Source organism: Chryseobacterium sp. AG844, assembly GCF_003182335.1.
GTDB lineage: Bacteria > Bacteroidota > Bacteroidia > Flavobacteriales > Weeksellaceae > Chryseobacterium > Chryseobacterium cupriresistens.
On record NZ_QGTV01000003.1, the window covers coordinates 337,243 to 349,482 of the forward strand.

Annotated in this window: 14 protein-coding genes; 11 read left to right on the forward strand and 3 right to left on the reverse strand. The window is 36.5% G+C overall.

The window, feature by feature from the left end:
• Positions 1 to 14: 14 nt before the first annotated feature.
• Positions 15 to 644, forward strand: coding sequence for a chloramphenicol acetyltransferase (locus tag DEU40_RS05455; RefSeq protein ID WP_110008886.1), 630 nt, complete (start codon positions 15 to 17; stop codon positions 642 to 644).
• Between the two features lie 41 nt (positions 645 to 685).
• On the opposite strand, the gene DEU40_RS05460 is transcribed toward DEU40_RS05455, so the two are convergent.
• Positions 686 to 1,279 carry a Crp/Fnr family transcriptional regulator gene (locus DEU40_RS05460; RefSeq protein ID WP_110008887.1) on the reverse strand — a complete coding sequence of 198 codons (594 nt, stop codon included), beginning with the start codon at positions 1,277 to 1,279 and terminating at the stop codon, positions 686 to 688.
• 597 nt (positions 1,280 to 1,876) lie between these two features.
• Here DEU40_RS05460 and DEU40_RS05465 point away from each other — a divergent pair.
• On the forward strand, positions 1,877 to 2,218 hold the full coding sequence (locus DEU40_RS05465; protein ID WP_110008888.1) for a helix-turn-helix transcriptional regulator: 342 nt from the start codon (positions 1,877 to 1,879) through the stop codon (positions 2,216 to 2,218).
• 12 nt (positions 2,219 to 2,230) lie between these two features.
• Here the strand turns inward: DEU40_RS05465 and DEU40_RS05470 are convergent, their stop codons facing one another.
• Positions 2,231 to 2,962 (reverse strand): MBL fold metallo-hydrolase, encoded by a 732-nt coding sequence (locus tag DEU40_RS05470; protein ID WP_110008889.1) that lies wholly within the window; start codon positions 2,960 to 2,962, stop codon positions 2,231 to 2,233.
• Between the two features lie 256 nt (positions 2,963 to 3,218).
• Between DEU40_RS05470 and DEU40_RS05475 the strand changes: the two genes are divergently transcribed.
• Positions 3,219 to 4,415 carry an MFS transporter gene (locus DEU40_RS05475; RefSeq protein ID WP_110008890.1) on the forward strand — a complete coding sequence of 399 codons (1,197 nt, stop codon included), beginning with the start codon at positions 3,219 to 3,221 and terminating at the stop codon, positions 4,413 to 4,415.
• A 109-nt stretch (positions 4,416 to 4,524) separates the two neighbouring features.
• On the opposite strand, the gene DEU40_RS05480 is transcribed toward DEU40_RS05475, so the two are convergent.
• On the reverse strand, positions 4,525 to 4,902 hold the full coding sequence (locus DEU40_RS05480) for a winged helix-turn-helix transcriptional regulator (RefSeq protein WP_110008891.1): 378 nt from the start codon (positions 4,900 to 4,902) through the stop codon (positions 4,525 to 4,527).
• Positions 4,903 to 5,062: 160 nt separating this feature from the next.
• On the opposite strand from DEU40_RS05480, the gene DEU40_RS05485 reads away from it, so the two are divergent.
• From DEU40_RS05485 to DEU40_RS05520, 8 genes are all read left to right on the forward strand, one after another.
• On the forward strand, positions 5,063 to 5,992 hold the full coding sequence (locus tag DEU40_RS05485) for an alpha/beta hydrolase (RefSeq protein WP_110008892.1): 930 nt from the start codon (positions 5,063 to 5,065) through the stop codon (positions 5,990 to 5,992).
• Positions 5,993 to 5,998: 6 nt separating this feature from the next.
• Positions 5,999 to 7,165 carry an MFS transporter gene (locus DEU40_RS05490; RefSeq protein ID WP_110008893.1) on the forward strand — a complete coding sequence of 389 codons (1,167 nt, stop codon included), beginning with the start codon at positions 5,999 to 6,001 and terminating at the stop codon, positions 7,163 to 7,165.
• A gap of 74 nt (positions 7,166 to 7,239) precedes the next feature.
• On the forward strand, positions 7,240 to 7,941 hold the full coding sequence (locus tag DEU40_RS05495; RefSeq protein ID WP_110008894.1) for a DsbA family oxidoreductase: 702 nt from the start codon (positions 7,240 to 7,242) through the stop codon (positions 7,939 to 7,941).
• Positions 7,942 to 8,043: 102 nt separating this feature from the next.
• A complete protein-coding gene (locus DEU40_RS05500; RefSeq protein WP_110008895.1) occupies positions 8,044 to 8,625 on the forward strand; it encodes a nucleosidase in 582 nt (193 codons plus the stop codon).
• Between the two features lie 17 nt (positions 8,626 to 8,642).
• Positions 8,643 to 9,164: a GNAT family N-acetyltransferase gene (locus tag DEU40_RS05505; RefSeq protein ID WP_110008896.1), complete on the forward strand. Its 522-nt coding sequence runs from the start codon at positions 8,643 to 8,645 to the stop codon at positions 9,162 to 9,164.
• Between the two features lie 97 nt (positions 9,165 to 9,261).
• Positions 9,262 to 9,849 carry a Crp/Fnr family transcriptional regulator gene (locus tag DEU40_RS05510; RefSeq protein WP_110008897.1) on the forward strand — a complete coding sequence of 196 codons (588 nt, stop codon included), beginning with the start codon at positions 9,262 to 9,264 and terminating at the stop codon, positions 9,847 to 9,849.
• 131 nt (positions 9,850 to 9,980) lie between these two features.
• Positions 9,981 to 10,958, forward strand: coding sequence for a 3-oxoacyl-[acyl-carrier-protein] synthase III C-terminal domain-containing protein (locus tag DEU40_RS05515; RefSeq protein ID WP_110008898.1), 978 nt, complete (start codon positions 9,981 to 9,983; stop codon positions 10,956 to 10,958).
• Between the two features lie 167 nt (positions 10,959 to 11,125).
• Positions 11,126 to 11,938: an alpha/beta hydrolase gene (locus DEU40_RS05520; RefSeq protein ID WP_110008899.1), complete on the forward strand. Its 813-nt coding sequence runs from the start codon at positions 11,126 to 11,128 to the stop codon at positions 11,936 to 11,938.
• The last annotated feature ends 302 nt before the right edge of the window (positions 11,939 to 12,240 follow it).

Sequence of the window (12,240 nt, forward strand, 5' to 3'; positions counted from 1 at the left end):
GCAAATAAGAATTAATGAAGATCGTAGATATAGACAACTGGAACAGAAAAGAACATTTTGAATTCTTTTCTAATATGGCAAGCCCTTATTTTGGATTTACAACGGAGGTGGACTGCACAAAAGCTTATGATACCGCCAAAGAAAAAGGGTATTCATTTTTTGCCTATTATTTTCACAAATCTATGGTGGCCGTTAATAGAGTAGATGAGCTGAAACTCAGAATTATTGATGGGCAGGTGATACAGTTTGACACCGTTCATGCCGGCAGTACGATCGGAAGACCGGATGGTACTTTCGGTTTTTCATTCACTCCTTTCTCAGAAGATTTTGAAACATTCAATGCAGCGCTACAGGAGGAAATAAAAGGAGTCCATGAAACCACAGGTTTGAGATTAAGCAACGGAAGACTGGGAAAAGATCACATCAGACATACTACTATTCCATGGAATTCATTCAGTGCGATATTGCATCCTACAGATTTTAATACAACAGAATCAGTTCCAAAAATCGCTTTTGGAAGATTCAATATCCGTGGAGGCAGAAAATATCTACCGGTGTCTGTTGAAGCACATCATGGTTTGGCAGACGGTATTCATATAGCAAGATACCTGGAAGAGTTCCAGAAAGAACTGGATCAGGAATAAGACATAAAAACAAAAGCTGGGCTTAAAACCGGCTTTTGTTTTTAATAATAAATCTTCCCGCGTTCTATTTTCAAGATCTGATTCTTTTCCATCTGTTTTATGGTCCGTATAACAGTTTCCACACGTAATCCTGTCAATGAGGCAAGCTGCTGCCGGGTAAGAGGAATCTGGAAAGAATAAGGCTTTTTATCATCATGATAACTTTTCAGATAATCCATCAGTAGTTTTAGCCTGGAAACCGGATTTTGAAAAGAAAGGTTATAGAGCATGATATATTTATAATACATTCTTTCTGCAAGGCACTGATAGATATTTAATGAAATTTCGGGATTATCCTGGATCAGCTTCAGAAAGTTCTGTCTTGGCATGATGAAAATACCGGAGTCTTCCATTGCAATGGCATTCATCGGGTAGGGCCGGTCTACAAAAAGTAAGGATTCTCCAAAGCTATGGCCGTCTGATAATATATTCTGGATAAACTCTTTCCCGTCTTCCATATAATTATTAAGCTTAACTTTTCCTTTTTCAATCTGGAAATAATACATTGGCGAATCTTCTTCCCGGAAAATAATATCTTCTGCTTTATAGGTTTTAATTTCGGCTCCAAATGAGATGAGCAAATTTTCAGTGATCATAGTTCTTATTTATTTTCAGCTAAAATTTTAAATACTCTTTAAGAGACTTTTAATGTTTTAAAATTTATAATAATAAAGGAACTGTGATTTTCTTTATTTCCCATGCAATGTGGTACCATTCATGTACCACATATAGTCACTTTTTTCTGAGTAATTCTTTTGTTTAAATATTGATCCAGATCATAAAAAGTAACTTGGATAATCCATTACATTTACAACCCACTAAAAAGTAACAGTGCAAACAATGGGAAACAGGCTGATAAAAGCTGTTAGGAAATTTTTATTAAAAAAATAACGTGGTATCTATGTGGTACACGCTTTTAATAAAATTTTAATCATTTTTTCTTTCTTTGCCAATGTAAAATTGATATAAAATTCACATGTGGAATTTTTTAACATGATTATTCAATAAATATAGCCTATATACTATGAAACATTACATTATATTAATTAAAAGCATCAGAATTTTGAATACATAAAAATCAACCTGCTCCCAATAGTAAATCAGCAAAATACAGATAGAAAAGAGAAAAAAGACTTTGTACTGATATGCGCAAAAGATGCCGTATCTGAAATAAGTAGAGATGAGAAAGTATTATGAAAAATAAAAAACCTGAACCGAACATAGAGGATTTGAATCAAAAGATTCTTGTACAAGACGAAATTATGGCTCTTGCTAAAGCAAATTCTCCACGACTGCTGAATAAATTCAGACTCGTCTATCCCGATTTTTTTAAGAAGTTATCTGCTATACAGCCTGCACTAAAAAATTCTGAATTGATCTTTTGCATTTACCTTAAGCTCAATATGACCACAAAGGAAATTGCAACCTGCATTTTTGTAACCCCAAAAGCGATACAAAACAGGAAAAACAGGATCAGGAAAAAACTGAATATTCCTTCGGAATTTGATATCTATAAATGGTTTAATGAAATTTAAACCATTTTTTGTTTAAACTTCTACAATAGTTTTATCCAAATCGTGATACAAAAGAATTTTCCAACGGTTTTCTCTTGCTTCTTTTTCCCATTTCAGCCGTAATTCCATTGCCTTTCTACCGTCAAAATCACTTTTGTACGCTAAATGATATTTTAAATAAGAAGCCTGCGGGAGGTCATCAGCACCATAGAAAACAGTTTCATCATTTTCTCTGATCCAGAACACCTGCATAAACGGTGTGTGTCCGCCTGCAACTTCATAGGAAATTTCATCTGTGATCTCTCCTTTATCATCATTCATCCACGTGATATTCGGGAGCTGAATCAGTTTTTCCAGGATCTCAAAATCAAAAGACGGATTGCCTTTATTTTCCATTGCAAAATCCAGTTCGCGTTTCTGTATGTAAATCTGAGCATTTGGAAAAGCGGCCTCAAAACCATTTTCCGTGAACTTCACAGCTCCTTCAATATGATCTTTATGAAGATGAGACAGCAATAACCTGGTGACTTGTTCAGGACGGATGTTTTCCTTTTCAAGAATTTCTGAAACCACAGTTGTTCCGGTACTGTTTTTCCAGCCAATGCCGGCATCCAGAAGGATATGGTCATTTTCAGTGATGATAAGAAACGGTTGAACCGACATTTTGATTCCTCCAATCTTATCAAAATTTTCTTCTGTTAAAAGCGTAAAATCCTTGGTTTTGCTTGCCGAAAAATTGCCTTCTTTAAGTGGAATGATTTTCATGATGCAAATTTCCTTATTATTTCCAAGATTCAAAAAGTTTTTCGTCAATATATATTATCCATAAAAACAATCAGAAAGGCAGAATGCTGAAATCATTCTACTTATCTCAGAATCACATAGCATTCGTGAAAATGTAAAAGAAAAGAGCAGATTATTTCCTTTTTTAATGGTTATCTTTGATCTCTTAAAAATCTGAAAGTATGCATCGTTATCTGCTTTCAGACTGCTTTCAATTCAAATAAAAACTTTATACGTAATGCAGGAGAATTCTTCCAATGGTATTTCCCGGACTGTTATCTGGCTTATGGCCGTTATTTCCGGACTCGTGGTGGCGAACAATTATTATAATCAGCCTTTACTGGCCCTTATTTCAGAGGAACTGCAGGTTTCTGAGAGTGCAGCAGGTAAAATTTCTGTACTGACTCAGATCGGTTATGCGTTAGGGCTTTTGCTGATTGTTCCGTTGGGAGACAAATTTTTCCGCAAGAAACTCATTTTAATTGATTTGTTTCTTGTTTTCGGATCACTTTTATGGATGACTTTTGCTACTCAATTATGGATGTTGTATGCAGCCAGCTTACTGATCGGGACAACTTCAGTTATTCCACAATTATTTGTTCCTATTGCAGCGGAGCTTTCTTCAGATAAAGAAAAATCCTCCAACATCGGGTTGGTAATGTCCGGATTATTACTCGGGATTCTTCTGTCCCGCTTTGTGGGAGGAATTGTAGGAGAAGTCTGGGGCTGGAGAGCCATGTTTGGAATTGCGGCAGGGTTAATGATCATTGTCTGGTTAGCTGTCTATAAAATGCTTCCGGAAATGTCGCCCAATTTTAAAGGTAGCTATAAAGAGCTGATGCAGTCTGTAGCTCATCTTGCAAGAACACAGCCTGTTCTTCAGCTGGCATCATTCCGTGGGGCAATGGCATTCGGTTCTATGTGTGCTTTGTTTACCACATTGGTTTTTCATATGGAAAAACCACCTTTTAATGCAGGTTCTTCTGTCGTGGGAAGCTTTGGATTAGCCGGGGCTGTAGGAGCTTTAGCTGCTGCTAAGGTGGGAAAACTTCAAAAGTATCTGGATATTAACAGAATTATCTTGTATTCTTTACTGATTGTCATCGGAAGCTGGGGCTTTACCTACTTTGCAGGTGAAACCTATTGGGGACTGATTGTAGGTGTAATTCTTGTAGATCTGGGAGTACAGTCAAGCCATATTATGAACCAGACAAATTATTTCCTTATCAGATCAAATGCAGTTAACAGACTGAATACAGTGTATATGGTTTCTTACTTCATTGGAGGATCACTGGGAACATGGCTGGCTTCTATTGCCTGGCAAAAGGCTCAATGGACCGGCGTATGTCTTGTAGGAACTGTATTTGGAGTACTGGCTTTGATTGCCCATATTTTGTTTTCAAAAAAAGTCAATAAAGCAAACGCAGAAATGTAATTTTTTATATTTATGATTCGTTTAAGAAGCGGGATTTTATCAAAGATAAAATCCCGCTTCTTCTATTTTCAGGTTTATTCAATTTCCGGATCTGCAGATTTTATAATTATTACTCTTCAATTGTTTCCTGTAGCATCATCATTTGCCTGTGTTTTCCACCCCATTCATCCAACTGTTTCCAGATCGGGATCAACTCTCTGGCAATAGCTGTAAGCTCATAATCTACCCTTGGCGGAACTTCTGCGTGAACTGTTCTCTTTACTAAGCTTTCTTTTTCAAGCTCTCTCAGCTGAAGGGTAAGCATTCTTTCCGTTATTCCTGAAATAGAGTTTCTAATTTCACTGAAACGCAATTTCCCATCTTTTAATTTATTTAAAATTATCAGTTTCCATCGCCCACCGATTTTACATACTGCATAACTCAGATCACATTCCTGTATATACTGTCTGTTGATATTATTCGTTGAATTTTCTTTTATCTTGCCCATTACTTACAAATTTGTTAGTACCATACATTTAGCTGTATACAATGCAAATGTAAGGTTTGAAATTTAATTTTGTTCACCAAACAGAAAATATACTGCGATAGAAGGATAATAGCGCTCATGTCCTCAGCAGAAATAATAACAACTTAAATCAGATTAAAAAATGCAACTTACTTCTAAAATAACACAAATTTTAAATCATTTAGAAACGATTCAACCTTTCAATCCTCAGAATTCTTTAGATGGTGCGAGAAAATTTCTTGAAACCATGTCTCTTCAGCTTAGTGGTAAAAAAGAATCAGTTGCCATGATAGAAGAACTCAGTATTCAACAGGAAAACCATCAGATTCCTATCCGGATTTATCGTCCTCATGGAAGAGATACTCAATTGTCATCGGCTATTATTTATATTCATGGAGGATGGTTTATTGCAGGAGGATATGAGACTCATGATGCTGTAGTCCGTAAACTGGCTAATAAAACCGGCTCTGTAGTGATATTTATAGATTACCGTCTTGCTCCGGAACATCCGTTTCCTGCTGGTTTAAATGATTGTATCGGTGCTGTAAACTGGATATTTGAAAATGCGGAATCTTTAGAAATTGATCCTGATAAAGTAGGAATTATAGGAGACAGTGCAGGTGGCGCTTTGTCAACAGCAGTTTCCATCCAGTTAGGGAAACAGTTGAAATTTCAGGTCTTGATTTATCCTGCGGCAGATAATCAATTGAATTCAAATACATGGAAAACGTATGAAAACGGTCCGGTCCTTACCAAACAGGGTGGTATAGAGGCCTGGGCAGGTTATCTTCCGGAAGAGGAAAAAAATAATCCTCTTGCCATTCCTGTTTTGATTAAAGATTTTAAACAAACACCATCCACTTTAATCATTCTGGCGGAGCATGATCCTTTACTGGATGATGGCAAACAGCTTTCTGAAAATATGAAAAATGCAGGCGTTGACCTTAAAATAAGCCTTTACAAAGATATGGTGCATGGTTTTATGCATATGGGAGAGCTGTTGGAAGAAGTACAGTCAGCTGTAGATGAAATGGCCGTTTTTGCCCATCAAAACTTAAAATCTGGAGAATAAAGTGTCATGAAGAAATATGCATACATTGGATGTCTGGGATTTATAGCCGTCATTACAACAGAATTTGGTGTCATCGGAATTCTTCCGCAAATTGCAGAACATTATAAAATCAGTATAGACAAAGCAGGGTATCTTCTAAGTGCTTTTGCATTGGTAATTGCTCTTACGGGGCCTTTTATGACTTTGCTAACCTCAGGTATTGACCGTAAAAAGATAATGCTCGCTGCCATTTTCATGTTTCTGGTTACAGGATTTGTATCTTCTTTTTCGCCTCCTTTCTGGCTGTTGATGCTGGTAAGAATTTTACCCGCCTTTCTTCAGCCCGTTTATATTGCGACCGCATTATCGGTAGCAGTATCTCAGGCGGATCACAGGAAAAAGAACGAATTGATGGGAATTGTTTTTAACGGAGTAGCCATTGCTATGGTGACTACAGTCCCTTTTGCCATATGGATTGCCGGGCTTTGGTCCTGGGAATATTCATTCATGATACAAACGCTTGTTAGTTTGATTGCTTTGAGTACCATTTATTTTCTTCTCCCACCGATGCCTGTGAAAGAGAAAAAATCCTATGGAAATCAGATCAGAATATTGAAACAGCCACCATTTATCCTGAGTACTCTTACTAATTTTTTCATGATTACAGCATGGTTTTCTACCTATAGCTATTTTGCAGATTATCTGAACAAAGCAAAAGGAATGGATACTTCAATGGTAAGCTATATGCTTCTGTTATTTGGAATTATCGGAATATTTGCCAATGGTGTAGCCGGAAAAATGCTGAACAGAAATGTGGCGGGCACAACCGCTTTTTTCCTTTCCGGAACTATTGTAGTGCCTTTTCTTTTATATTTTTCTGATGGTAATTTATTCGCTACTATTGCAGTAATCGGAATCTGGGGATTTTTGTATTCGCCAAGCTTCCTGAATGCATCTACCTATATGATCTCTTCTGTACCTGACTCCCTGGAATTTGCCAACAGCCTGGCGACCTCATTCGGAAATCTGGGAGTAACACTGGGAACCACAATAGGAGGGTGGATTATCATTACGAAAGGAGTGGAGTATATTCCCTGGATAGGTCTGATCTGTGGTCTGCTGGCATTTTTAATGATGATTCTAAAAGAAGTATCAGAAAAACGCAGCCAGGTTCTTACCACCTGTCAGGATTAAACTGTAATAATTTTTGTTACATTAAATAAAATACCCTATCTTTGTACTATTAATTTGATTTAAAATTAAATACAATGAAAATAGAAATCTGGTCGGACGTAATGTGTCCGTTTTGCTATATCGGAAAAAATAATTTTGAACAGGCTTTGAATAAGCTTCCTTTTAAAGATGAAGTAGAAGTAGAGTGGAAGAGTTTTCAGCTGGACCCAACTTTAGATCCGAAAGAAACTCAGGATACCATTCAATATTTCAGAGAGAAAAAAGGAGTTGCTGAAGCTCAGGCTGCTCAAATGCTGGGACAGGTTACCCAAATGGGAAGAGGAGCCGGAATTGATTTCAACTTCGGAAAAACATTGATCACCAATACATTCAGCGCTCATAAATTGCTTCATCTGGCTAAAAAACACAACAAATCCAATGAAATGGAAGAGGCATTATTTGTCGCTCATTTTATTGACGGCAAAAATGTTGGAAATACTGAAGTTTTGACAGCTCTTGCTGAAAGCTTAGGGATTGACAGAGAAGAGGCACTGCAGGCTATTACGACAGATCAACTGGATGATGAAGTGAATCAGGATATTCAGGAGGCAAGAAATAATGGCATTTCCGGGGTTCCTTTCTTTATTCTGAACGGTAAATATGCTGTTTCCGGAGCTCAGCCTGCAGAAGTATTTGAAAATGCACTCCAGCAGACTTATAAAGAGACGGTGAGCCCGTTTAAGGATCTTTCCGGTGGCGGCGGCGCTGCATGCGACGCTGATGGATGCAGTATTTAAAATATGAGGACCCCAAAATAAAATTATTTTGGGGTTTTTAATTGAACAGAGTCTTGTATCTTTGTAATACAGTAATAAAAGCTGTGTAAATTTGATTTTTCAATGATAAAAATTAACAACGAAAGTCATTATTCAATTGATGATACCCTTTTTGTTTTTGCATTAGATTCTGAAGCAGGAACTGTATTTGACGATAAAAATAAATTGATTACCGGCATCGGAAAAGTAAATGCGGCGATTGAATTAACCAAAGAAATTCACATAAGAAAACCTAAACTGATCGTGAATTTAGGTTCTGCCGGAAGCAAAGGATTTCACAAAGGAGAAGTGGTATGCTGCACAAAATTCATCCAGCGGGATATGGATGTAAGAGGACTTGGTTTTAAATTATATGAAACTCCATTATCAGGAGTACCACCTGTACTGGAATATGGTCTGAAAATGGATACTTTGAAAGAAGGAATCTGTGGTAGCGGTGATAGTTTTGAAATGAACCACTCCGAAACAGATTACAATATTGTAGACATGGAAGCCTATCCGCTGGCATTGATTGCCCAACAGGAAAACATTCCGTTTTTATGCCTGAAATATATTTCTGACGATGCAGGAAGCGATGCTGCTGACGACTGGAGTGTACAGGTACATCTCGCTTCCGAAGCATTTAAAAAAATTCTTTTTTCATAACATTTATTCTTATCATTATGAGTTCAATTATCATTAATAAAGCCTCCGCCGAAGATGTAGAAATTGTACAAAGTTTAGGAAGACAGACGTTTTCCGAAACTTTTGCAGAAAATAATACGGAAGAGGCTATGAAAAAGTATCTGGAAGAAAGCTTTAATACGAAAAAAATAAAGTCAGAGTTGAATAATCCTGATTCATTTTTCTATATTGCCTGGGAAGAAGACAATCCGGTTGGTTACCTGAAAGTCAATTCCGGAGAGGCACAGACCGAACTTCAGGATGATACCGCCCTTGAAATTGAAAGAATCTATGTAAAGAAAAGCCATCACGGTAAAAAAGTGGGCCAGCTTCTTTATAACAAGGCTTTGGAAACAGCTGAGCAACTTAAGAAATCTTATTTGTGGCTTGGGGTTTGGGAAAAAAACCTGAGAGCTTTACAATTTTACAGAAAAAACGGATTCGTTGAGTTTGATAAGCATATTTTCAGGCTTGGGGAAGAAGAACAGATGGATCTGATGATGAAAAAAGTATTGGAGTAATTTTCTTCAAAACAGAAAGATTGTATGTAACCATTGATTACACACGGTTTCACAGATGATTATGTAATACAATCCTTTATACTTTCCAAATACCAGAATGAAGCATTCAGAATTTGTAAAACATATTAATCAGTATTATCCTTTATCTGAGGAAACGATTAAAGATTTACTGGATATCTGTACAGAAAAATATTACCGCAAAAATGATCTTCTGCTGGAATCCGGTTCTATGGCGAGATATTATTACTTTCTAAAGTCGGGAATAATAGGATATTACACAGTAGATGAACAGGGAAATAATATCTATAAAATTTTCTTTGAAGAAAACAGCTTTGTTGCTTCCACAGCAGCCATTATTAAAAACGAACCCAGCGATTTTAATATCGTTGCACTTGAAGATTGTGCTGTAATACAATATCCTGCAAAAGCCTATCGGGGATTGCTTGAAAAACACCATGACCTTGCTCTTTTTCATATGTATTATCTGGAAAAAAACTGGGTAGTTAAAAAAGAACCTCTGGAAGTTTCCCTCAAATACGAAACAGCCAAAAAACGGTATTTGCAGTTGCTTGATAATGCATCTCTTTACAACCGATTGAAACAGCATCACATCGCTTCTTATCTGGGCATAACACCTACACAGCTTAGCCGGATCAAAAAGGAAATTAGCGGAGATAAGCACTGATTAAATTTACCATCCATTTTTAATAATCACCCATAAAGTGATTTATTTCATGTTTCTGGGATATATCATGTCATTATGTTAAATTTACATTATATCACAAATAAGAGATATAATTAAAATATTAACCAGACATGAAGTTACACTACACGTATTTCTATCATCCTGATTTTGTAGAAAATAATACAGCTGTTATTGAACATTTTGAAAACCAGGAAATTTCAATGCAAAAAATCCAGAATGCCTTAGGCAGGGCAGAACGCTTTATTGTTCCACAGAATTCCTTTGAAACTACACTTTCTATGGGAATTGAAGCTGCAAGAGGAGTTCTTAAAGGAAGTAATATTTCTATCCTCGATATAGATATTATTATTTTTGTAAGCAGCTCTCCCGAACATCATATTCCCTGTGACGCCATCCAGATACATCATGCGCTTAACGGAAAACCGGATACCTTATGTTATGATATGAACGCCAACTGTATTGGAGCGTTTATAGCGCTGGATCAGGTATCAAAATATTTAAAAGGAACCCGGTCCGGAACAAAAGCTTTGGTAGTTTGTGCCGAAAAATTTTCAAGGATATTAGATCCTGACAACCCGATTACCGCTTTTTGTCTTTCAGATTCTGCTTTTGCCTTCATCGTAGAAAATGATGGAGACGACACCTCAGGGTTATTAGATGTATTATATCATACAGACAGCAGTTTTTGTAATACCGTACTCTACCCACCTAAAGGAAATTCACGTCATGATCATGGCGATCTGACAACCTGGGATCGTATTTTTGACGGCATGGGAAGTGTCAATTTTGCACTGGAAAATATCCCCCTGTTCTTAAAGCGCAATCAGATAAGTCTGGAACAGATTGATTTGTTTTTGTTTTCACAGTTTTCTATCAAGAATATCAATATTATCCGCGATTACTTTCAGTTGCCGGAGGAAAAAATTCCTTTTTACTCTAAAGAGCTTGGGTATACCGGAGCATCCAGTCCATTTTTAGCTTTAGACCAATATCAAAAAGAAGTAAAATCATTGAAAAAAGGAGATTATATTCTTATATGGACACTGGGAACAGGCTATCAGGCAGGATTAATGCTTTGGAAATATTAATCATTGACTGATCTAATTTTATGAAAAGAATTAACAAAAGCTTCAACATAGGTTGAGGCTTTTCTCTTTTTTATGCTGCAATTTTGCTCTGTCAAAGATGCATTGGTACACAATATGTTTAAAGAAATATGATACCAGTGATTATGATTAATTAAAAATTTTTCAGCATGAAGAAGCTTATCAACATTGTAGTTGTACTGACAGCATTTGTACAGTTATCAGCACAAAAAATTATTCATCAGGAAATTTTCAGTCCGAAAATGAATAAAAAAATCAAAACAGTGATCATTACTCCCAATTTACAACCTAATACCAGATATCCGTCTGTCTATATTCTTCACGGCTTCAGCGGTAATCCGGACAGGATTATCAAACAGGATATTCCTGATCTGGTTAAAAAAGCTCAGCAATTTAAAACCATTTATGTACTTCCAGATGGAAACTACAGTTCATGGTATGTAGACAGCCCGATGGTTAAGGATTCCCAGTATCAGACCTTTATTGGAAAAGAGCTGGTAGAATTCATTGATAAAAACTATCCTGTGAAAGCTGAGAAAAAATTCCGCGGAATTCTGGGATGGAGTATGGGAGGCTATGGAGCAACCAACATCGGGATTACGTACAACAAGACATTTGGAATCGTGGGAAGTTCATGTGGAGCACTGGATTTCAACTCGTTCGGGGAAGGATATCAGAAATATATGGTGAATAAAGTTTTAGGACCGCTCGAATCCATCAATCCCAATTTCCTTACCGACAGCAAAATAAAACTGATGGCCGGAGTAGATCAGCAATATATTTTCGACTGTGGTACAGAAGACACTCAAATGATTACTATGAACCGGAATTTTCATAAAAAGCTGACTGAAATGAAGATCCAGCATCTCTACACAGAATCTTTAGGCGGACACGTTCCGGAATACTGGAGCCGATCGTTATCTGAGCAATTGTCTTTATTTGACAGGTTTTTTAAACAATGAACCCTTTTTTAAGTTTCGGCTAAAGCCATTTTGAATTTATATTTAATTATTAAACGGGCTAAAGCCCGTTCCTATTGAATATTGATTAGTTTTTATATCAATAGAAGCGGGCTTTAGCCCACTTATTTTTTATTGTTAGTGTAATATTGGCTTTAGATTCTGTGTTAACTTCCAAATATTTTTTATACATTTATATTTATAAAAGCGACCTTGAGTTAGCTTGCGTAGGGTGAACGTCTTTGATTTTTACCCTACTTTCTTCAAAATCTATCTGGTAAAAAGTTTTATTTTTAAATAAAATA

Bases quoted from the DNA above. Each gene is read 5' to 3' on its own strand.
- DEU40_RS05455 (WP_110008886.1), top strand. From the start codon at position 15: ATGAAGATCGTAGATATAGACAACTGGAACAGAAAAGAACATTTTGAA.
- DEU40_RS05460 (WP_110008887.1), bottom strand. From the start codon at position 1,279: ATGATCACTGAAAATTTGCTCATCTCATTTGGAGCCGAAATTAAAACC.
- DEU40_RS05465 (WP_110008888.1), top strand. From the start codon at position 1,877: ATGAAAAATAAAAAACCTGAACCGAACATAGAGGATTTGAATCAAAAG.
- DEU40_RS05470 (WP_110008889.1), bottom strand. From the start codon at position 2,962: ATGAAAATCATTCCACTTAAAGAAGGCAATTTTTCGGCAAGCAAAACC.
- DEU40_RS05475 (WP_110008890.1), top strand. From the start codon at position 3,219: ATGCAGGAGAATTCTTCCAATGGTATTTCCCGGACTGTTATCTGGCTT.
- DEU40_RS05480 (WP_110008891.1), bottom strand. From the start codon at position 4,902: ATGGGCAAGATAAAAGAAAATTCAACGAATAATATCAACAGACAGTAT.
- DEU40_RS05485 (WP_110008892.1), top strand. From the start codon at position 5,063: ATGCAACTTACTTCTAAAATAACACAAATTTTAAATCATTTAGAAACG.
- DEU40_RS05490 (WP_110008893.1), top strand. From the start codon at position 5,999: ATGAAGAAATATGCATACATTGGATGTCTGGGATTTATAGCCGTCATT.
- DEU40_RS05495 (WP_110008894.1), top strand. From the start codon at position 7,240: ATGAAAATAGAAATCTGGTCGGACGTAATGTGTCCGTTTTGCTATATC.
- DEU40_RS05500 (WP_110008895.1), top strand. From the start codon at position 8,044: ATGATAAAAATTAACAACGAAAGTCATTATTCAATTGATGATACCCTT.
- DEU40_RS05505 (WP_110008896.1), top strand. From the start codon at position 8,643: ATGAGTTCAATTATCATTAATAAAGCCTCCGCCGAAGATGTAGAAATT.
- DEU40_RS05510 (WP_110008897.1), top strand. From the start codon at position 9,262: ATGAAGCATTCAGAATTTGTAAAACATATTAATCAGTATTATCCTTTA.
- DEU40_RS05515 (WP_110008898.1), top strand. From the start codon at position 9,981: ATGAAGTTACACTACACGTATTTCTATCATCCTGATTTTGTAGAAAAT.
- DEU40_RS05520 (WP_110008899.1), top strand. From the start codon at position 11,126: ATGAAGAAGCTTATCAACATTGTAGTTGTACTGACAGCATTTGTACAG.